General features: G+C 46.2%; 30 protein-coding genes. 5 read left to right on the forward strand and 25 right to left on the reverse strand.

Annotated features, from left to right (window positions below):
• Positions 1-312 (forward strand): stress response translation initiation inhibitor YciH, encoded by a 312-nt coding sequence (yciH, locus tag LIX84_RS03635; protein WP_226420652.1) that lies wholly within the window; start codon positions 1-3, stop codon positions 310-312.
• Between the two features lie 502 nt (positions 313-814).
• Entirely contained in the window at positions 815-1,240 is a 426-nt protein-coding gene (locus LIX84_RS03640) for a phage protein (RefSeq protein ID WP_226420653.1), read from the forward strand.
• Positions 1,241-1,243: 3 nt separating this feature from the next.
• On the opposite strand, the gene LIX84_RS03645 is transcribed toward LIX84_RS03640, so the two are convergent.
• The 22 genes from LIX84_RS03645 to LIX84_RS03745 all read right to left on the reverse strand — a co-directional run bounded on the left by LIX84_RS03645 (position 1,244) and on the right by LIX84_RS03745 (position 13,417).
• Positions 1,244-2,860: a tetratricopeptide repeat protein gene (locus LIX84_RS03645; RefSeq protein WP_226420654.1), complete on the reverse strand. Its 1,617-nt coding sequence runs from the start codon at positions 2,858-2,860 to the stop codon at positions 1,244-1,246.
• 236 nt (positions 2,861-3,096) lie between these two features.
• Positions 3,097-3,282 (reverse strand): hypothetical protein, encoded by a 186-nt coding sequence (locus LIX84_RS03650; protein WP_029823315.1) that lies wholly within the window; start codon positions 3,280-3,282, stop codon positions 3,097-3,099.
• Positions 3,263-3,490: a hypothetical protein gene (locus LIX84_RS03655; protein ID WP_226420655.1), complete on the reverse strand. Its 228-nt coding sequence runs from the start codon at positions 3,488-3,490 to the stop codon at positions 3,263-3,265. Before LIX84_RS03655 ends, LIX84_RS03650 begins: the two co-directional genes overlap by 20 nt.
• A gap of 62 nt (positions 3,491-3,552) precedes the next feature.
• Complete coding sequence (locus LIX84_RS03660; RefSeq protein ID WP_226420656.1) at positions 3,553-4,023, reverse strand: structural protein; 471 nt, start codon at positions 4,021-4,023, stop codon at positions 3,553-3,555.
• 2 nt (positions 4,024-4,025) lie between these two features.
• Positions 4,026-5,150: a CalY family protein gene (locus tag LIX84_RS03665; RefSeq protein ID WP_226420657.1), complete on the reverse strand. Its 1,125-nt coding sequence runs from the start codon at positions 5,148-5,150 to the stop codon at positions 4,026-4,028.
• A gap of 3 nt (positions 5,151-5,153) precedes the next feature.
• The gene (locus LIX84_RS03670) at positions 5,154-5,870 is read right to left on the reverse strand and encodes a hypothetical protein (RefSeq protein ID WP_226420658.1); all 717 of its coding nucleotides are present in this window, start codon (positions 5,868-5,870) and stop codon (positions 5,154-5,156) included.
• Positions 5,867-6,382, reverse strand: a complete 516-nt coding sequence (locus LIX84_RS03675) for a chemotaxis protein (protein WP_226420659.1) — start codon at positions 6,380-6,382, stop codon at positions 5,867-5,869. The genes LIX84_RS03670 and LIX84_RS03675 overlap by 4 nt, the downstream gene beginning before the upstream one ends.
• Positions 6,383-6,769 carry a hypothetical protein gene (locus LIX84_RS03680; RefSeq protein ID WP_029823319.1) on the reverse strand — a complete coding sequence of 129 codons (387 nt, stop codon included), beginning with the start codon at positions 6,767-6,769 and terminating at the stop codon, positions 6,383-6,385.
• Entirely contained in the window at positions 6,754-6,951 is a 198-nt protein-coding gene (locus LIX84_RS03685) for a hypothetical protein (protein ID WP_226420660.1), read from the reverse strand. The genes LIX84_RS03680 and LIX84_RS03685 overlap by 16 nt, the downstream gene beginning before the upstream one ends.
• Complete coding sequence (locus LIX84_RS03690; RefSeq protein WP_005457439.1) at positions 6,948-7,091, reverse strand: hypothetical protein; 144 nt, start codon at positions 7,089-7,091, stop codon at positions 6,948-6,950. The genes LIX84_RS03685 and LIX84_RS03690 overlap by 4 nt, the downstream gene beginning before the upstream one ends.
• The gene (locus tag LIX84_RS03695) at positions 7,091-7,399 is read right to left on the reverse strand and encodes a hypothetical protein (RefSeq protein WP_005457431.1); all 309 of its coding nucleotides are present in this window, start codon (positions 7,397-7,399) and stop codon (positions 7,091-7,093) included. The genes LIX84_RS03690 and LIX84_RS03695 overlap by 1 nt, the downstream gene beginning before the upstream one ends.
• 9 nt (positions 7,400-7,408) lie before the next feature.
• Complete coding sequence (locus LIX84_RS03700; protein WP_047010301.1) at positions 7,409-8,236, reverse strand: major capsid protein P2; 828 nt, start codon at positions 8,234-8,236, stop codon at positions 7,409-7,411.
• A complete protein-coding gene (locus LIX84_RS23465; protein WP_005457441.1) occupies positions 8,236-8,364 on the reverse strand; it encodes a hypothetical protein in 129 nt (42 codons plus the stop codon). Before LIX84_RS23465 ends, LIX84_RS03700 begins: the two co-directional genes overlap by 1 nt.
• 112 nt (positions 8,365-8,476) lie before the next feature.
• Positions 8,477-9,235 carry a hypothetical protein gene (locus LIX84_RS03705; RefSeq protein ID WP_226420661.1) on the reverse strand — a complete coding sequence of 253 codons (759 nt, stop codon included), beginning with the start codon at positions 9,233-9,235 and terminating at the stop codon, positions 8,477-8,479.
• On the reverse strand, positions 9,207-9,662 hold the full coding sequence (locus LIX84_RS03710; protein ID WP_226420662.1) for a hypothetical protein: 456 nt from the start codon (positions 9,660-9,662) through the stop codon (positions 9,207-9,209). Before LIX84_RS03710 ends, LIX84_RS03705 begins: the two co-directional genes overlap by 29 nt.
• On the reverse strand, positions 9,652-10,197 hold the full coding sequence (locus LIX84_RS03715) for a hypothetical protein (protein WP_226420663.1): 546 nt from the start codon (positions 10,195-10,197) through the stop codon (positions 9,652-9,654). Before LIX84_RS03715 ends, LIX84_RS03710 begins: the two co-directional genes overlap by 11 nt.
• On the reverse strand, positions 10,190-10,501 hold the full coding sequence (locus LIX84_RS03720) for a hypothetical protein (protein WP_138940278.1): 312 nt from the start codon (positions 10,499-10,501) through the stop codon (positions 10,190-10,192). Before LIX84_RS03720 ends, LIX84_RS03715 begins: the two co-directional genes overlap by 8 nt.
• A gap of 3 nt (positions 10,502-10,504) precedes the next feature.
• Positions 10,505-10,660, reverse strand: a complete 156-nt coding sequence (locus LIX84_RS03725) for a hypothetical protein (RefSeq protein ID WP_226420664.1) — start codon at positions 10,658-10,660, stop codon at positions 10,505-10,507.
• A 55-nt stretch (positions 10,661-10,715) separates the two neighbouring features.
• Positions 10,716-12,572 carry a hypothetical protein gene (locus tag LIX84_RS03730; RefSeq protein ID WP_226420665.1) on the reverse strand — a complete coding sequence of 619 codons (1,857 nt, stop codon included), beginning with the start codon at positions 12,570-12,572 and terminating at the stop codon, positions 10,716-10,718.
• The gene (locus tag LIX84_RS03735; RefSeq protein ID WP_226420666.1) at positions 12,569-12,919 is read right to left on the reverse strand and encodes a zinc ribbon domain-containing protein; all 351 of its coding nucleotides are present in this window, start codon (positions 12,917-12,919) and stop codon (positions 12,569-12,571) included. Before LIX84_RS03735 ends, LIX84_RS03730 begins: the two co-directional genes overlap by 4 nt.
• A 13-nt stretch (positions 12,920-12,932) precedes the next feature.
• Positions 12,933-13,229, reverse strand: a complete 297-nt coding sequence (locus LIX84_RS03740; RefSeq protein ID WP_226420667.1) for a hypothetical protein — start codon at positions 13,227-13,229, stop codon at positions 12,933-12,935.
• A complete protein-coding gene (locus LIX84_RS03745) occupies positions 13,226-13,417 on the reverse strand; it encodes a hypothetical protein (RefSeq protein WP_005457445.1) in 192 nt (63 codons plus the stop codon). Before LIX84_RS03745 ends, LIX84_RS03740 begins: the two co-directional genes overlap by 4 nt.
• Positions 13,418-13,559: 142 nt before the next feature.
• Here LIX84_RS03745 and LIX84_RS03750 point away from each other — a divergent pair, with 142 nt between their 5' ends.
• Positions 13,560-13,826 carry a helix-turn-helix domain-containing protein gene (locus tag LIX84_RS03750; protein ID WP_005388732.1) on the forward strand — a complete coding sequence of 89 codons (267 nt, stop codon included), beginning with the start codon at positions 13,560-13,562 and terminating at the stop codon, positions 13,824-13,826.
• 40 nt (positions 13,827-13,866) lie between these two features.
• Here the strand turns inward: LIX84_RS03750 and LIX84_RS03755 are convergent, their stop codons facing one another.
• On the reverse strand, positions 13,867-14,127 hold the full coding sequence (locus LIX84_RS03755) for a hypothetical protein (protein ID WP_226420668.1): 261 nt from the start codon (positions 14,125-14,127) through the stop codon (positions 13,867-13,869).
• Between the two features lie 458 nt (positions 14,128-14,585).
• A complete protein-coding gene (locus LIX84_RS03760) occupies positions 14,586-14,915 on the reverse strand; it encodes a hypothetical protein (RefSeq protein WP_226420669.1) in 330 nt (109 codons plus the stop codon).
• Positions 14,916-15,023: 108 nt separating this feature from the next.
• On the opposite strand from LIX84_RS03760, the gene LIX84_RS03765 reads away from it, so the two are divergent.
• Together LIX84_RS03765 and LIX84_RS03770 are read left to right on the forward strand one after the other, a co-directional pair.
• The gene (locus LIX84_RS03765; protein ID WP_226420670.1) at positions 15,024-15,863 is read left to right on the forward strand and encodes a LysR family transcriptional regulator; all 840 of its coding nucleotides are present in this window, start codon (positions 15,024-15,026) and stop codon (positions 15,861-15,863) included.
• Positions 15,864-16,169: 306 nt separating this feature from the next.
• The gene (locus LIX84_RS03770; protein WP_012842272.1) at positions 16,170-16,382 is read left to right on the forward strand and encodes a hypothetical protein; all 213 of its coding nucleotides are present in this window, start codon (positions 16,170-16,172) and stop codon (positions 16,380-16,382) included.
• A gap of 102 nt (positions 16,383-16,484) precedes the next feature.
• Here LIX84_RS03770 and LIX84_RS03775 read toward each other — a convergent pair whose 3' ends face one another.
• Positions 16,485-16,874, reverse strand: a complete 390-nt coding sequence (locus tag LIX84_RS03775; protein ID WP_012842271.1) for a universal stress protein — start codon at positions 16,872-16,874, stop codon at positions 16,485-16,487.
• Positions 16,875-16,916 lie beyond the last annotated feature (42 nt).

The following is a 16,916-nucleotide window of genomic DNA, read 5'->3' on the forward strand; positions in this document are numbered from 1 at the left end:
ATGACTCTGGTATATTCAACAGAAACCGGTCGAATTAAGCCGGAAGAAGAAAAAACATCTCGCCCCAAAGGCGACGGTATTGTACGAATTCAGCGCCAAACGAAAGGCCGTAAAGGTAAAGGTGTATGCATCGTTACAGGTTTAGACTTGGATGATGCACCTTTAAAATTATTAGCTGCAGAACTCAAAAAAGTCTGCGGCTGTGGTGGCTCGGTAAAAGATGGCAATATCGAAATTCAAGGTGATTCTAGAGACAAGATCAAAGCGCATCTTGAAAAGAAAGGCATGACAGTCAAATTAGCCGGTGGCTAATTTACATTAAGGAAAACTCAGAATGGCGTCTAAAAATAGACGCCATTTTTTATTTTAGTAAGTAATACGCTAATTGCAGAACAAGCAATCGCAGATTGATAGATCGATATTAGCTATTTTATGGTAAATAGCCATTATGTTGAATGATTATGATAGAGACCTTAAATTTCAAATCGACAGGGGAATAGGAGTGCTCATTGGTAACATTTGGCGTACGAATACATCTTATTTAACATAATATACATAATGCGCACTAAGGGGTAATTTGTTAACAAAGGCTAACTCTTTGATTAAGCGTTTCATAAGTGTCTGATAACCAAGCCGTAATTTTTTATTTTGTCGATTTCCATAACGCAAGTTACTTGTACTATTCGTGACGTTCGTTTTGTGCAATCAACGAAAAACCACTAAAACCCTGACCGCCACATAATGTTGCGTTCGGTAACGCCCAAAACAACAAGAAAAATATTTTTAGTCAGTTATTCAATATGCGAGCGTTGTCATGTTTCACGAATCATTCCGCACACTCTTTTGGCGTGAGTTTACCTCCATCAAGCAAGGCGCTGAATATTTTCATGTGTCTAAACCGACGATTACCCGTTGGTTAGATGGCACGGTTCCAGTCAATCCGATGGCGGAAAAGCTACTGCTCATCAAATCACTTGGCTATTTGCCTAATGATATTCGTTGGTCTGGATTTCGAGTTTGTGAGCAACGCGCGGTGTTAATCACACCATCCGGCCGTGAGTTCAGCCCTAAAGAATTGGAAAGTTTTGTGTTCTGGCGTGACGAACATCGTCAGTTTGTGGAAATGTACGGACACTTCGAGTATCCCAAAGTTTATCCTGCTAAAGAAAATGTCTTACCGTTTCGTGGCGGCCGTCGAATGAAGGCCGCTGAATGGGTTCCAACTAAACGCAAGAAGTAGCTATTAGCTTTTCTTTGTAAAGATTAAAACTGTCTTATCCCCATTTGATTTCGAAAAAATATGGAGTTCGTTATTTTCAACATAACCACAACAGATAAAGCTGATATCTTTAGGCACAAGAAAAGAACTATACTTATCAGGGTGCGTTTTATTATATCTTCCTTCAAATGTTGAGCCTTGAACTTCACCGTTCAAGCTGCACTTAGCCTCAATTTTAGACTGGCTTGCATCTCTATAAACCGTCCACTTCAAGTCGAATTTATTTTCATTTGGTTGAATTTGAACTTCTATTCCGTCGCCTGTCAGCCAAGTTCCTATCAACTCTTCGCTGCTAGGTAAGTAATACTTCTCGATATATTTCTGATAGTAAATCTGCTTCTTTCGTGCATACTTGAGAGACTCCGCCCACTTTTCATTTTCCTTCTTTCTTTCGCTCTCTATGTCTGAAATTAACCTGTGCACGTTTGGATGGGGCTTCTTCATCTGAAGGGCCTTTTGAGCTAGCTTTTCAGCATCATCAGCAAAACCAACCCCCAACAAAGCATAGCCTTGATTAGCTAACGCCAAGCTTTCATGCAGGTCAGCGGCCTTTTTGTAGCTTTGGATAGATTTAATATTAAACCCAGCCTTCTTTGCTTGAACGCCCAAGTTGTTCCATGCATCAGCGTTTTGAGGCTGCCTTCTCGTCAGTAGGTTGTAATGAACAATTGCCAACTCAGATATGTCACATTCAGATGCATAAAACGCGGCATCAAAGAGCTCTTGTGTATTTTCAGGGCAATATTCAACTGCCTGATTTAAACAGGCTGCAGCAACGGTTTTGTTACCCAATTTATCTTCTGCTTTTGAGAGTTTTATGTATATTTCTGACTTTTGCGAGTTGAGGCTGGTTTCTTTTAGGGCCTTTAGGAGCACATCTTTCGCTAGTAACGGTTCGTCATTTGCGAAATGATGTGTAGCTATATCTATGTACCCTTCAACGACTAACTTTGAATTAGTAGATTTTGATATAAAGTCATCCCATAACTTTATTGCTCTGGCGTGCTGCTTGTCAATTAACAAGCCACTTGAAAGCCAAGATAAAGCATTAGCTCTTAGCTCGTCATTTATTGCGTTTTGTGTATGCAGCTCTAATTGATTTAGAGCATCCATATCATTTCCATCTGTAAATTTTAGGTATAGAAATAAGCTTCGCTCTCTATATATTTTGTTAACATCCTTCTGTTGTTGGCAAAAATTACCGAACACAAGATCAGCTTTGTTTGTATCACCGCCGTTTAAGGCAGCTGTCACTTTCTCCCACCAATCATCACTGACTTCGACGACTCCCTCACTGTCCTGGTTCTCAACATTTTCTACCTCGTTGAGCTTTGCGCCCTCATTAATGATAGGTTTCGCGCTTTCTTCTTTGGAGCTAGAAGGCTCTTTAGGCTCATTGCCACCTTCACTTTCGAGCTTAAAATCTTTATAAGAAAACACTTTAGCGTTAGATATAAAATTAGATATTGGTTTACGAAAAAGACACAGTGCAAATATTACAATTATTAAGAGGGTCACCCAACCAAAATGGTTTTCTAATACGGATGTAAGGACATCAAATCCATTGTCATTTTTTTCCATAGACCTTTCATTTTAAAAGCAAATAGTAAACCTATTTTATAGCCTGATAATTATTTGGTATACAAAAATAAAAAGCCGAACCCCATCGCTAAGGGTTCGGCTTTTTTAGGCTTCTGCTTTGGTGGCATTCATTTGAAGCCTGTCGAGGTCAATCGACCCGCCAAAAGTATCGGCTCCCTACTCGCTGTGTAAATCGTCATTAATGACGTTTCGAACCAGTTCGCAGGGTTTAAGCCTTAGCTTTCATTGTTACGCGTAGCCGTTAGAACCAAAACACTTTCTCGCACATCTTGCAGCCCTTGGGTAAGTTGCTTATTGATGGCGATTTGGTACTTGAGATTCATGCCGATAAGTACAAACATGACCAGCGACTCAGACGAAAAGCCCAAGCCCGACAAGGCGTTAATTAAGGCGTTTTCCATCCAAGCCCCCTACTTTTTTGCTTGGTTTCCACTTGTCCGGCAGCGATTCATAGGCACCAATCACGGCAGGAATGGCCAAGCCAACCGCACCGCCGAAATTCACGCCCGTGTCGGTCATTTCCACGCTGAATAAATGGCCGTAGCCCGTTGCCGCAGCGATAACAGAACCAATAAGCGTTAAGCCTTTTAATGTTGAACGTTCAAACATAATTTTTTCCTTAATATAGTTAAACGTCATATGACGCTATCAATGACGTTTTCAACGACGTTTTAAACCAGATTGACGCCTTTCAGCACCGTGTGTTTGTTGTAATGGCGACCCACTTCCATGATGCTCATGGCGTGAAGCACTTCGACCAGCAACGGCTTGTTGTTCACCAAGTCAATGCGCTCATCCATACCGACGCCCACACGACCCGCGACAAAGCGTGCATAGTTGGCCGTGTGGTTTTCGTTTGGTGGCGCAAAGCGGTGAATGATTTCGGTTAGTGTGTGCAGTTCGTGGCGGAGCTGATAGTTACGCAGCAAAATCGCTCCGGCACGAAAGCCCCATTCGGGCGCTTTAAAGGTTTCAAAGGCTTTATCACGTGACGGCGTCACCTTGCCTTTCCATGCATTAGGTGCAATACGAATGTTAAGCGGGTTATGAATGCGAATCCCGCGAACGCTTGATGTGGTTGAGGTTGTCATAGTAAAGGCTCCAATCCCTAAGAGTATGATGACAAAGATAAAGAGCGGCATAACTACACCGCTTGATAGTTGGCTGAGCTGAAGTAATTCAAGTGCACAGGCGATTCCGAGTAGTACGCCATGATGACGGTGGTTGCATCGGCAACCGCTCCGCGCACACTGACTTGGTCATAACGGGTTTTCACCACTTCGGCGGGCAAGTTTTGCACGGTGTAGTATCCTGGCGTGCCTTTTAAGCTCGCAAAGATAAGGTGCTTTTCCATGCCAAACGGCATCAAAAACTTACTCACGTTGAGGTGGACGCCCGCTTCAACATCTGCTTTGCTGAATTCGCCAAACGACTCCGTCAGACGAAAGCGGCGCGTGGCGGTATCGCTCGGCGTCAGGTCTGGAATGGTGTCGAGTTCATCAGGGTTTAAAAACACGCCCGCACTGACTGGACTTGAAGTGAACTCGCCCAAGCTGGTATCTGACTCCACAAAGTAAGCGTACAAACCGCCCGCTTGGAGTTTGATGCCGTGCAACCATGCTTGTGAAAACTGGTTAAACCCAGCTTCGGCGGGAATCTGCGCTTGTGCCACATACCCGACGAAATCGCCGTTTGCATCAAGTTCAAGCAAACCAAAGCGCACGGCGGTGTTCTTTTCACCACGGAAAAACAAGCTGTACGATTGATTTTCTGGCACCCACGCGGTGCCCTCATCGTTGAGTGCTCGAAGCTCTCGGTCAAAAGGCGCACTGAACACACTGAAATGCAACACTCGGCTGTTTGAGCCTGTCGCCAGTAGATAGGACGCTTTGGCTGTGTAGTCGAACTTCTCAATATCACCGCCCAGACTTGAGTACGCCACGCTGTGATAATCGCTCACGCCATCAATCGGCACGACTTCCACACCCCAACCCACGGGAGCCGGACGGCCAAAGCTGCGCCCAAGGTGCATTTGGTTCGCGGCTTGGTCTTTGTAGGTGTAAGCATTGGTGAGCCAACGTAATTGATGCGGTGAACCCATCGCCAAATCAACACCAGAATGGGATAACTCAGGGTTTACCAATAGGTTTTGCGGTGCGTCGCTTGCGCTCTCTGCACTCGCGGCCTTGGCGTCGTCGATGCAATCGGCCAAGTATTCAATTTTGTTGCGTGGGTCGCCGTTGGGTAGGTTCTCTCGTACTTGTCCCATGCGTTAAATCTCCATAGTCGTGACGGTGTCACCCGTCGTGCCTGTTAAGGTCATGTCGGCCGTGCTTTCAATGGTGATGCGCTCGCCCGCTTCCAGTTCAAACGCATCAATAAACACCGAGGCGCTATTGGCTTTCGCGGCCTTAATCGTGATGGCTTTGCGTGTGGCGTTGTGTGCAATGTTGTGCGGGAACACGCTCACCGCTTCGGTGATGAGGTTTCCACTGACTTGTTCATCCACTTTGACCACTTGCGCGGCTTCGAGCGTGACCGCGGGCAATGATTGAACATTCACGGGTTGCGGCGCTTTGAACTCAACAGGCGGTAAGGCTGTCACCCCCAACTGTTGATTCGCGGCCAATTCAACCGCGGGAAGCTGATTCACTGCCAGTTGTTGATTGGGCGCGATTTCTACCGCGGGCATCTGTTCAATCACCACATTCGGCAGTGCTTGCACCACGACGCTTTGCCCCTCAACTGGCGGCGTAAACGTCCCAAAACCAAACTGAATTTCAATCTGGTTATCGGTGCGACTTGAGATAAGCAAACGCCCAAGGTGTTTACCCTCGCCCACGTTAAACACCGACGACTTGCCAAGCGTGACGCGCTCGCCGGACGATTCCCGATAGATTTCAATTTCAGCTTGCGCCGCTTTCAGATACAGCCAGTTACCATCAGGTGTCAGCGGGATGGCTTGACCCGCTAATAGTTGCGTGTTCATCGTTTCTTCACCATTACGTAGCCAAGCACCAATACAAGCACGATTGCCAGAACGACCATCATCTTGCTTGTTTCGACTTGCCCGCCGTCTTGTTTGAATTTCGCCAAGTCCATCATGGCTTGCAGATTCTTCGAGTTTTGTGCCGCTTGGCTGCCCGCCAGTCCCGCCAACATATCGAGGTTTTCACTGTTGGTTGAGGCGTACGTTGCCAAGGAGTCGCCCGCAAAATCGGCCACTTCATCAATGGCGGTTTCGGCTATGTCTTGCGTGGTGTCCATCGCTTCAAGCGAAATGCGCTCATTGCTGTTGAGCATTTCCCCGCCAAACTCAAAGGCCTGTTCGCCAAGCTCCATTGCGGCATTGACTGCGCCGTGGTCGGTCATGGTGGTGTTGATGGTCGAGTTATTAACCCCCGAAATCGCTACACCGAGGTTATCGCCACTAATGGCATTCTGACCGCTGACGTTAGTGGTGTTACTGGTATTACTCGATTTTGATTTAGAACTACCCATTTACTGCACTCCCAAATCCAAACGAATAAAGTCACCGTCTTGCTTGGCGGTGACGCCAATTGAGCGCACCAAACGGGCAACGCCATCAAAGGCGGTATCGGCGGTCATGGATGACATGCCCGCCGCTTTCACCACTTTGCATAACTGGATAATTCCCGAACGCAGACCACGACCCGCGACGCCCCACAAAAAGTAGTTATCCCCATCACGCTCACCCGCAATGATGAGATCATTTTCATTGCTGATTAGGCGATACAGACTGACGCGGCCATCCTTGACCGCTTTGCACAGCTCGACATACGCATCAGGGCAAGCGCGAAACGCGGGCTTGAGCTCCCCAAGCGCACGTTTCGATTGCGTCACGACTTCAATTACTTCTTTTTCCATAGCAACACCGCCGCAATCACAATCACTACAAGAATCATCAACGTGGTGGAACTGCCCCCGCCCATATTGATATTGCCTACCGAGAGGCTGCCACTTGATTCGCCATCGGCACCGCTGACCGCGGGACCACCGTTGGCGCTAATTGGCATCGAGCCGGAATTGCCTAAAAGCCCACCAATCATAATTTGAATCCTTTCTTGTACAGGACATAACACACCAGAAGCAGACCGAGCACCCATCCGATGCGGTCAAACCCGCCCGTGATTTTGATGCCCGCCCATACGCCCACCGCACCTGCAATCAGGTATGGAATAAACGGCATTACTTCTTCCCCTTAGCAACGTAGAACATCGCCAATAACAACAGTACGAACAGCATCCCCATCATCAGGTGCGTGGTGGTCACCCCCGCAAACGCGGAGGTGTACACAGGCTCACCCGTGGGTTGTTGGTAGTCGTTATTGTGCTTTCGCTGTTCATCTGGGTTACTCGACTGGACGCGGTCGGCTTCGTTTTCAATCTTCACGCCAAGCCAGTCCTTGCCTAAGTCGGTAACGTCGGTCATCAGCTCGCCGCCCGTTTCTAGGACGCCGTCCCAAATGGAACCCCACATGCTTTGCTCTTGCGCCATAACGCCCCCTTACTGCGCGGTAGGCACCGCCACTTGTTCGATGGCTTCAATCAGTACCGGAATGCTGCCCGGTGCCGTTTTTTCCACTTCAAACGCCAGTTGTTTCATGGCCGCCGTTGGTAAACGTGCTTCGCTACCAAAACCGCAACGCGTGAAGTCCATCGAGAAGAAGCCCGCATTTTGCTCACGACCCGCCGCGGCTAAGTCGTAGGCGTTATCGGTCTTGTTCACGTTGAGCTCTTCACGTTCATCACGCAGGACGCGAACACGTTCAATCGTGTTGTCTTTGAGGTGCAAACGCTTGATAGACAGCGCCGCGCTACGCTCAGCAAAGTCAAACGGTGTGCGACCACTTGATGCGGCGTACCACGTTTGGGAATAGATGCGCGGCATGTAAATGCGTTGGCTTTGCGCCGCCGTGGTATGAGCACGAGCGCGAATCATTGGTGCCGCGGCACCCGTTTTGGCTTTTAGCTGGATGTACATAAACCAGATTTCGCCTTGCAGTGTGACTAGCTCACCTGTACGGATACCCAGTTTGGTGCGCATCGACATATCGGAGAAATTCAGCACGTAGCGACCCGCTTGCACGTATTCTTTCTTGTGCTCTTGCAAGTCAATAAGGTCTTGACCCGTGACGTTGACGATTTCACGGCCGTTCACTTTCACCGTGATGCGCTCGATGTCTGCCGCATCGAGAATATCCGTCACCAGTTCAATGTTTTGGTAGGTTGGACCCGACACCAAGCGCAGTGTGGCTTGGTTGCCCCAGTTCACACCCTCAACAGGGTCAAGCTCACGTGGACGCGGGTTAAAAGGTTGTTTTAGTGCTTCCATTAGAACCACCCATTTTCGCCGTTAAGAGTTTCACGCACTGGGTTGAGCACGCTGATGTTGTTGATAGCGGCAATCACGATTAACGTGATAATCAGTGCCATCAATAGGTTTTTGTGTTGCTGTTTCATGTTGTCCCTTTCGGTTGTACACGGTTAAAAAGTGATTTCATGAAACAGGGAAACGGACAGGCTTGGAAGTGAGGGCAACCTATAGGTTAAGTGGTTAACCTATAGGTTGGATTTAGCGTTGAAGTGTTCCGGTTAGACAGTTGAATGCGCCTTTTTCGACGTTGCCGATACCGTCACGAACCAATAGATATTCGGCAATCGGCTTACCAATCGCGGCTTTGTTGTGCTTGGCAGATTTCAACCCCGCCAAGGTATCGACGCACAACCCTTTTTTATCGGCGAGCCATCGTGCATCGGCCATCGAGTTGACCGCGCCAATCCACCATACAGGTGATTGCTCGGTGACGGTCTTGGGCACTTCCTGCCCGCGTTGGAAAATCGAATGCAGCACAAGCCCATATTGACGCCCACCGCGCCACAATTCGCCCGCCTTGCCTTTGAGTTTGCCGGACGTTTCCACGCAGCTTGCAAGCTCTTCGATGATCACATGCAGTTGTTTGGCGTCGCCATTACCCACCGCCCACACCGCCGCGCTGAAGAACTCCAATTCTTCCGAGCAAGCCCCATCTTTAGGGATATACGCCAGTTTGAACGACTTGCCGCGTTTACGTGCCATCACCAACGCTTTGACGAACGCCACGCGGGAACTGGTTTCAAGGCATTGTTGACCGCGGAATTTCGCCCCCGCGTAGTTGCGGTAAGGGTCAAAAAAAACCGCTTGCGCGGCTTTTGGCACTAACCCCAAATGCTTAACGGCGGAGGTTTTACCCCCGCCCGTGCCCGCCACGTAGATGACATGCTCGGCATCGTGTGACGGGTTGGAGTTGACCGGATTGGGGAATTTAAGCGGCGTCTTTTTCTTTTTGCTCACGCTGTTTTTCCTCCTCTATCGCTAACAGCTCTTTTTGATATGCCATGGTTTTCTTGGCACTGTAGACCAGCGACAACACCGCCAAACCTAAAACGGCCTCTTGCATGTAATCACCAAACATCGACGACACGCTATCACTGTGTTTTTCCAAGACAGGCAACGCCGCATCAATCACCGCCGCTTTGCCTTTTTCGTCAAACTCAAAATCCACACCGGAAATAATCGACGTCGCTTGTTCGGCAATGGTGAACAGCACCGACAATGCGCCCTCAAACATTTCACCCGCGGGTTGGTGGTTGTCGTCGTTGGCCGCTTCGGTTGGTAAGTCGGTTAGTTCGCTGGCTTCGGTTTGTTCCAGTCCACTGATAACCGCGGAAAAGTCGCCCCAATCATCTAATTCTGGTTGGTTTTCCATTTCATCCTGCATTGATTGGCTCCCCTTGTTCGGTATCTGGTTCGGTTGGTTTCTTGGTTGGCATCAGTTGACGAATTGCCCAAATCAGCAAGGCGACAAAGGCTATCCCCGCTAAGACTTTTTTAACCGGAAACGGCGGCTTTTTAACGGGTGTTGGTGCAGGTTCCGCTTCGGTTGCTTGCTCGGTTTCAACGCTTGGCGCTTCCACTGATTCAGTAGCTGCAATGCTAGGCATATCAGTGCTTGCAACGGTTTCGGGTACTGGTTCAACCGTTGGCGATTCAGCCTCGATTGTGACAGCGTCACCCACTTCTAACTGCTCAACCGATTCAACCATGTTGGATTCAACAAAGGCGTTGATGCTCTTGCTCATTGGGCTGTTGCCACAGCTCGGACACTTGTAATAAAGCAGCCCTAAATTGCGTCCGTTTTTGGTAGGTTCGCCCTCGGCAATCAGTTTGCCCTCACCGACGCGATGCACGGTAGAAGCCGAACTACAAACGGGGCACGATACGTGCCCACGAATTGGGTTGGGATGTTTACTCATCGGCGGCCGCCTCGACTGTTTCTAATTGCTGCATGTTGCCTTTGACACAACCACGATACTTTTCACGCACCTTGTTGTTGAGCTTGGTGAGCTGCTCGATTTGGTCGAACAGCGTCGGATTTAAACCAAACGCTTCAAGCGAGAAATTACCCGTCATGAGCATCTTGCTTGCGCGCTTGATAATCGCGTTGGTGTCCATTTGTTTAAACTGGCTCAACTCCTTTTCGACACTGGCGTTGAGTTTGTCGGCCGCATCGAGCGCGGCCATTGCTTGCTGACATTCTTTAAGAGATAGCATTTCCATTGTTTAAGCCTCGGCTAGTTCTTCATCGGTGTTCGGTTTGTTCTGAATCTGTTTGTTGACTTCTTTCATCCAGACCAGCAATAGACGCCAAAACACGCCGCCCTTGCTGCGCTTTACTTCGGCTTCCATTTCTCGGGTGATTTTGTCGATGTTGCTCATTGGGTTGTCCTTACCTAGTTGCTGAAATCGTTGTCGCAAGCAATGCCCAAGCGGGCTAATGAACGTAGTGGCAATAATCATGGTAAATAGCCATGTCATTGCTCTTGATTATGTTGATGTCCGGCTCTGGCGGCCGCTCTTGTGCTAACTGATTTTTCCAGTCAGCTTGTCGTAGTTGAAATCGTTCAAACTGCTCTTTGTAAAGGTCGGTGGCGTCGTCACGAGTTAACGTCAAATCATTACCATCACGCTCGGCGGTACACTCCATCGACCAACCACGCGCACCGCGTGCCCAATACAAAAACGCCCCCGCCTTGTGTTTGGATTTTTCGCCCTCAAACACGATAGAAAATTGGTTCAAGCTACTGGCGAACGTGCCGCGGCTCTTGATTTGATTGCGAATCTGGCGTGCTTCGTGGTCTAGCTTCTTAATCAGATGATTAAGCTTTTGTACCGCGTCGTGATTGCCTTGTTTGCGGTTGATGTCGATAGCGCGAATCGCATCTTGCTTTTTGGTTTCTTTGCGTCGGATTTCTCGCTGCATTGGCTTGCGCCATTGCTCCAACATGTAACCGCACTCTTTGATGATGCCCGTCATGTTGTCCACTTCGAACGATGCCAATACATCCCAATCAGGGGCACGGCTACAGCGTGCGATGTTGTAGCGGTTGCCCCTTATCAGTCCCTGGTCGGCGTTATCGCCCTTAGCCGCATAACCCACGGCTTTGATGAGATAGCCCGCCGCCGCTTCGCTGAATTTGATTTTCTCCAGATGCGCCATGCCATTACCCCAAAGCTGCTCGATGCGGTTCGCCCATCCTGCAAAGTGGTGCTGTTCCACTCGCCAGTTCAGCAGCACATGCACATGAGGGTTAGGCTCGCCATCTTCATTCGCCGGAGATTCCGCGACCCAAATGTAATGAAAATCAAACGGGTTGGCGGTTGGTCCATGAATTTCTTTAACGTGCTTGATGCCGTCGTCATCTTTCCAAGCAGCTTTAAGTGGGCGGCCAATTCGGCCATTCACTTTGACTTTGTCACCGTCTAACCCAAGTGACCCCGCCTCGCTTGCGGAATACTCAAACCCGCGTTGGTACATTTTCTTGAGGCCATTTAGAAAGCGGGATACCTCGGCACCAATCGTGGTTTGGATTGGGCAATATGGCAGCCCCTCATCGGTGACCGCTTCGCCACCAAAAATGCGTTCGCGTTGCTTTTGAGTAAACGTCAGGGTGAGAAACGTGCTGAATCCACCGTGACACGCGGCAACATACGCACCCGATTCAAAGATTTTCTTCACGGCGCGTGGGTTTAGTTTGTCAGTGAAACGCTCACCACTTTGCGGCGCGGGCGCTTCGGACGGGCTTGGGTGGTATTTCACCTGCATTTTCATCTGTTGTGCCCAACCGCGAGACATCAAATACGCTCGGCTAGTGCCAATCGGTTGCCACTCAAGGCGGTTGTTTTCGTTACGAATCCAACCTGTTTGTGCTTGTGAGCGTGCCCGATATTCATCGGTCACGTTGTCGCCACAAAACGATTCCGTTTTATGGCGCGGCGGCAGACGTCGAGAACGGGTCATTAAGCGGTCTATCTGCTTACGTTTTCCGTGTCCGACTTTTGCGCCCTTTGACGAGCCTAGTCTTTTCTGGACTTCGTCCAGCGCTTCGCGCCCAAGTTCAGCACTTTTTAAGGTGCGTAAATGGTGGATTTGGTCAAACGATTTAAACTTTTGCAGTTCACTTTCCATCCAATCACGGTTTGGAGCACTAAAAAAACCGCTTTCGACAGCGGCAATGTTTTTCTCGGTAACGGTAACGTCTTGCGCTAACGCCGTAATAAAGCCCACATCATGCGGGCTTAAAAGTTGGGTAAACTCACGCGGCGGTTGCACGTCATAAAGATGGCTCATTTCGGTAAGTTCTCCAAAGATTGACCAGCGCGAGCAAGCTTGTTCAGTGTCATGTCTAAACTGGTTTTATCAATACGAACTTTCTGCCCCAATGCGCCTTGCTCCACAGAGATACAAGCACTTATTTCTTTCGAGGCTTCAGAAATGCAGTTACCCGCACGCCTTACACTAACGCGTTGAGCCTCGTGCTTTTCTTTGATGGTGTCGAAAACAAGTTCAGCCGCTTTTCTATCGCACTGAGTACAGGTCGTTGTACATGGTGCAATATCAAAAATCTTAATGTGCTTGAGGAATTCATGACCGCAGCTAGAACATAGGTAGCGGTATCCTTTAGGGGGTAAACTCATGCTCAAAGTCTCCCTATAAGGAAGAATCCGCGCCCACTTGGGGCGCTTCATCTTGCTTGCGGATTTCGTGTAGTGGTTCGCCGTTGTTTTGCGCACCAAGTGTCGCCATGCGATGAGCGGCGCTAGTAATATCAACGAGCGTGGCGTCTTTCGCTTTAATACAAGCAACAAGCGTCATGCCTTGATAAAGCCAAAGAGAGGCTTCAACGGCTTCAAGCTCAAAACTGTCGAAGTAAATATGAGTTCCGTTGCATTGTGATGCAACAAGTTGGCGCTGATTGCGGCGCGTTTTCCAGATACTCAAATTCATGCTACAACCCCCTGACGAAAACGTGTAGGAATGTAGGTCTGCTTCTTCTTTGGGAATTGTTCAGCGAACTTTTCTCGTAATTGTGCAATCTTAAGAAGTGAGTTTGCTGTTTTAGCTGGGTCAGGATTGGTGCACCCTGCCATATCTGGGCAAGGTAAGTGAATTGGGTCGGTAACGATACGTTCCATGTTGTAGCCTCCGCAAGCTATTGATTTCCTGTCTCAAAAATAACGTTAAGGAAATCTTTTTAAGCACGCAAGTGGCTTGCGGTAGTGAAAGAAGCCAGACTATCCACTAAAATTTAACAATATTGCGAAAGGATGCGGGAACATGACTAATTACACAAATGTGCTTTTAGATAGACTGAAAACCCAGTTAGAGCTTACCTCTGACTATCAGTTAGCTAAAGTTTTGGACGTTGGCACAAGTAGAATTAGCAATTACCGCAATGGTCGCAGTGTTCTTGATTGGGAAATTGCCTTTAAAATCGCCGACTTATTGGGGCTAGATGATCAAGATGTGGTATACGGTTTACTCGAAGATAAGTCTATAAACCCCCGCCTAATCAATGCCTTACAGGCAGGGGCACCAGCCTAACCTCTCATTTACCAGCTTATACATAATACGCACTTTAGAGTTAGAAGATTAGCATTGGCGATGATAGCTTAGTGACACCGTATTTGGCTGTTGCGGCCTTGCAAGCTTCATAAGCTGTCTTGTATGGGCCGTGAACTTCGATTTCACCACAGCGGCCACTTGATAAGAACCAGTCATCAACTTTAAAACCGTGTAGCTGATTAAGTTCCTGCACTGTATCTTGGGTTACGTTCGACACCATACACGTTGGTTCTGCATCTTGCTCATTCAAGTAACCGAACAACTGGATTGGATATTCCATTATTTCTCTCCAACTTTCTGAGTTAACAAGATCTTTGGCTGGCGTTCTTGAAGTTCTGATACTAACTCTGCTGGGCATGAGCTAGTGTTTAAGTTATATCAGAGAAGCAACCTAACGATTGCTTAAAGTCTTTGTCTTCAAATTTATTGCTCATTTATCCTTTCGATAACTTATGTTTTAAGTTATCGAAAGGATGATAAAATTCAATGTTCTCACTTATGGTCACGTATTGTCCATCCCAAAAAGTGTAATTATTACATTAGCTTTATAGGAACAAGGCATCCATTAGATGTAAACTCTCTACTTTTCAATCTATACCTAGATCTTTCTTCATATGTTCACTCAACTCGCTAGTGGTTCTTACATTAATTTTATGTTTGCAATGATGGATTCTCAACTCTTCACCAAATAATTTTACTAATGATTTTGTATACAAAGCACTAATATTATTTATTATTCTATACAATGTACCTTTCTGATAAACAGATCTTTTCGAATTTTGTATTGCAGTCTTCATATTTAAATATTCTCACATTTTTAACTTTATAATTTAAAGAATTATTTTCAAGTTCGATATTTATTATTGCTTTTGTCGATATTGAATGAGTCATTATCAATGATGCGCAATCGACAATTAAATTACCTGAATCCAACTTAGTAATTTCACGAGAGAGAATTTTTATTTTTAAATTTTCTTTTTCGTTATTTAAGTCGATTGAGTTAATTTCTTCAGGATATTTGTTTAACTTAATATCCAATATGGTTTTATCAAGATAGTAGTCTGCCATTATTTCATGACGGCTTTTAAATATCATTGTCTCCCTCCGTTGATGCAAGTTATACTTTCCCTCCCGTTAAAAGACAACGTGACTCAGAGTTGCAAAAAGGTAACAATCATGGAATTGATGAACAATGAGCTGGTCTGCTTTGCAGCCATTTGTAAACACCTCTCTCTTACAGAGGCATCAAAAGAACTTGGAAAGTCGAAAGCTCAAGTCAGCAGGCAGTTAGCGGCATTAGAAAAACAACTTGGTGTAACACTCGTCCACAGGACAACAAGAAAACTCGTTTTAACTGATCATGGTGAAAGCATTAGAGAGCTTGCCATCAAAACGTTAGAGAGCTTGCAGGAGTTGAATTACAGAGCTAGCTCGTTGAGTGAGTGCATTAATGGAAAGTTTAAAATTACAATGCCCAACTCTATAGCCTCTTCTATTTTTGGTTCTGTTCTTAAAGGCTTACAAGAACGATATCCAGCAGTGAACTTTGAAATATCATCAAGTAACAATGTTGAGAATTTATTAGAAAGCAATGTAGATTTAGCGATTAGGCTTAATAATATTATTGATGACACTCTGATTGCACATAAAATCGGTGATTATAACGATGTTTTAATATCTACAGTTAACAATGCCAATAACAACACGCTATTAATCTACAAGAATCACTCGAATAAGGAATCAATTAAAAAGCAGTACACTGACGTTATCGAAGTTGATAACACCTCTATTTTAATAAACTTTGTCTCTGAGGGGGTTGGGGTTGGCGTCATTCCAAATTACCTTGTAAAAAGTAACCATATAGACAACAATATCCAAATTTCACAAAATTTTGATATAGAACGCTCCATGTATATCGCCTACCCTTATCAAAACCCTTTACCAAGAAAGCTAGCTGAAATATCTACTTTTATTAGGTCTGAGTTATCAAAAATATTGAAAAATGAATCACTTTAGGATGGCTTTTCAGGTTTATAATTTTCCTTTGATAACTCATGAGATCTAGCGAGAAGCTTTGTAACGTATTGTTTCAAAGAGCCTCGTTAGGCATTTATGAAAATCCCCAACTTTATGCTTGTTATCACAACATGAGATGCTATACCGTTTCATTATCAAGGCTTTGCGTGGAATAAATCACGTGGGTTAAACGATAGATTGACTTACATTAAAAATTTAATCGAAAGCAGCTTTATATTAAATTGATTTCATACCGTTCTGCGTGTATCTTCTACCCATATCCCCACAATAACCAAGGAGAATGCCATGGATAAGCTACTCGCGTCTGCACTAGAAATTAAGCAGCGAACTATGGTGACTGGCTTTTTTGCTAGAAATGGATTCAAAATTGCTATGACCGATTTTGATGATGTCACTTTTGAGCGAGAAGGTGTGCAAGTTAACGTGCATTTTGATTTGCAGTCAAACGCAGAGTCTGCATCTATTTTATCCCAAGAGGCATCTGCCATTCCTGGTTAGTTATTTTGTTGTCAATCATACGCAAAGCCGAACGCAAACGTTCGGCTTTTTAATATGCGAAAAACGGGATTACAAAAGATGTGGCACAAACCTGCGTTACTGTCACTCATCCAAGTAAACAATCAATAAATCTGCTTCAACCTCATTCGCTACCCTTGGTACCGATGAAAAGAAACGGCTCAATAAATTATGATGATGACCGCAGACTACTAGGTCTATTCCCTCTTTTTTTACGATTCCCGACAATTTGATATGAAGGTCACCGATAACTGCCATCGTCTCGTGTACTGGATATAGGCATTTATCAGCGAGTTCTTGTAGCTCCTTTTGCAACTTTTGTTCTTCTTTCGGCTCCATGATCACACGATCAACATCCACATAAACGAATGAAAGTTTGGCGTTCGAGTTCTTTGCTTGAGTTATTGCTTTTTCGATAACGACTTGGCTAGATTGAGATAAATCAACAGCGACTAAAACGTGCTTGTAACTCATTCTTTCTCTCCTAGTTAGTTTTCATGTGCTTATAGTAAGTCT

The sequence above is a fragment of the Vibrio sp. E14 genome (genome assembly GCF_020515785.1).
Taxonomy (GTDB): domain Bacteria; phylum Pseudomonadota; class Gammaproteobacteria; order Enterobacterales; family Vibrionaceae; genus Vibrio; species Vibrio diabolicus.

What these genes read in the sequence shown, in the direction of transcription:
- LIX84_RS03680 (WP_029823319.1), bottom strand. Translation starts at nt 6,769, where the DNA reads ATGGAAAAAGAAGTAATTGAAGTCGTGACGCAATCGAAACGTGCGCTT.
- LIX84_RS03655 (WP_226420655.1), bottom strand. Translation starts at nt 3,490, where the DNA reads ATGTTTGAACGTTCAACATTAAAAGGCTTAACGCTTATTGGTTCTGTT.
- LIX84_RS03750 (WP_005388732.1), top strand. Translation starts at nt 13,560, where the DNA reads ATGACTAATTACACAAATGTGCTTTTAGATAGACTGAAAACCCAGTTA.
- LIX84_RS23465 (WP_005457441.1), bottom strand. Translation starts at nt 8,364, where the DNA reads ATGAAACAGCAACACAAAAACCTATTGATGGCACTGATTATCACGTTA.
- LIX84_RS03770 (WP_012842272.1), top strand. Translation starts at nt 16,170, where the DNA reads ATGGATAAGCTACTCGCGTCTGCACTAGAAATTAAGCAGCGAACTATG.
- LIX84_RS03745 (WP_005457445.1), bottom strand. Translation starts at nt 13,417, where the DNA reads ATGGAACGTATCGTTACCGACCCAATTCACTTACCTTGCCCAGATATG.
- LIX84_RS03760 (WP_226420669.1), bottom strand. Translation starts at nt 14,915, where the DNA reads ATGGCAGACTACTATCTTGATAAAACCATATTGGATATTAAGTTAAAC.
- LIX84_RS03710 (WP_226420662.1), bottom strand. Translation starts at nt 9,662, where the DNA reads ATGCAGGATGAAATGGAAAACCAACCAGAATTAGATGATTGGGGCGAC.
- LIX84_RS03775 (WP_012842271.1), bottom strand. Translation starts at nt 16,874, where the DNA reads ATGAGTTACAAGCACGTTTTAGTCGCTGTTGATTTATCTCAATCTAGC.
- LIX84_RS03715 (WP_226420663.1), bottom strand. Translation starts at nt 10,197, where the DNA reads ATGAGTAAACATCCCAACCCAATTCGTGGGCACGTATCGTGCCCCGTT.
- LIX84_RS03720 (WP_138940278.1), bottom strand. Translation starts at nt 10,501, where the DNA reads ATGGAAATGCTATCTCTTAAAGAATGTCAGCAAGCAATGGCCGCGCTC.
- LIX84_RS03725 (WP_226420664.1), bottom strand. Translation starts at nt 10,660, where the DNA reads ATGAGCAACATCGACAAAATCACCCGAGAAATGGAAGCCGAAGTAAAG.
- LIX84_RS03755 (WP_226420668.1), bottom strand. Translation starts at nt 14,127, where the DNA reads ATGGAATATCCAATCCAGTTGTTCGGTTACTTGAATGAGCAAGATGCA.
- LIX84_RS03675 (WP_226420659.1), bottom strand. Translation starts at nt 6,382, where the DNA reads ATGGGTAGTTCTAAATCAAAATCGAGTAATACCAGTAACACCACTAAC.
- LIX84_RS03690 (WP_005457439.1), bottom strand. Translation starts at nt 7,091, where the DNA reads ATGCCGTTTATTCCATACCTGATTGCAGGTGCGGTGGGCGTATGGGCG.
- LIX84_RS03685 (WP_226420660.1), bottom strand. Translation starts at nt 6,951, where the DNA reads ATGATTGGTGGGCTTTTAGGCAATTCCGGCTCGATGCCAATTAGCGCC.
- LIX84_RS03645 (WP_226420654.1), bottom strand. Translation starts at nt 2,860, where the DNA reads ATGGAAAAAAATGACAATGGATTTGATGTCCTTACATCCGTATTAGAA.
- LIX84_RS03640 (WP_226420653.1), top strand. Translation starts at nt 815, where the DNA reads ATGTTTCACGAATCATTCCGCACACTCTTTTGGCGTGAGTTTACCTCC.
- LIX84_RS03665 (WP_226420657.1), bottom strand. Translation starts at nt 5,150, where the DNA reads ATGGGACAAGTACGAGAGAACCTACCCAACGGCGACCCACGCAACAAA.
- LIX84_RS03765 (WP_226420670.1), top strand. Translation starts at nt 15,024, where the DNA reads ATGGAATTGATGAACAATGAGCTGGTCTGCTTTGCAGCCATTTGTAAA.
- LIX84_RS03700 (WP_047010301.1), bottom strand. Translation starts at nt 8,236, where the DNA reads ATGGAAGCACTAAAACAACCTTTTAACCCGCGTCCACGTGAGCTTGAC.
- LIX84_RS03670 (WP_226420658.1), bottom strand. Translation starts at nt 5,870, where the DNA reads ATGAACACGCAACTATTAGCGGGTCAAGCCATCCCGCTGACACCTGAT.
- LIX84_RS03740 (WP_226420667.1), bottom strand. Translation starts at nt 13,229, where the DNA reads ATGAATTTGAGTATCTGGAAAACGCGCCGCAATCAGCGCCAACTTGTT.
- LIX84_RS03730 (WP_226420665.1), bottom strand. Translation starts at nt 12,572, where the DNA reads ATGAGCCATCTTTATGACGTGCAACCGCCGCGTGAGTTTACCCAACTT.
- yciH (WP_226420652.1), top strand. Translation starts at nt 1, where the DNA reads ATGACTCTGGTATATTCAACAGAAACCGGTCGAATTAAGCCGGAAGAA.
- LIX84_RS03735 (WP_226420666.1), bottom strand. Translation starts at nt 12,919, where the DNA reads ATGAGTTTACCCCCTAAAGGATACCGCTACCTATGTTCTAGCTGCGGT.
- LIX84_RS03695 (WP_005457431.1), bottom strand. Translation starts at nt 7,399, where the DNA reads ATGGCGCAAGAGCAAAGCATGTGGGGTTCCATTTGGGACGGCGTCCTA.
- LIX84_RS03650 (WP_029823315.1), bottom strand. Translation starts at nt 3,282, where the DNA reads ATGGAAAACGCCTTAATTAACGCCTTGTCGGGCTTGGGCTTTTCGTCT.
- LIX84_RS03660 (WP_226420656.1), bottom strand. Translation starts at nt 4,023, where the DNA reads ATGCCGCTCTTTATCTTTGTCATCATACTCTTAGGGATTGGAGCCTTT.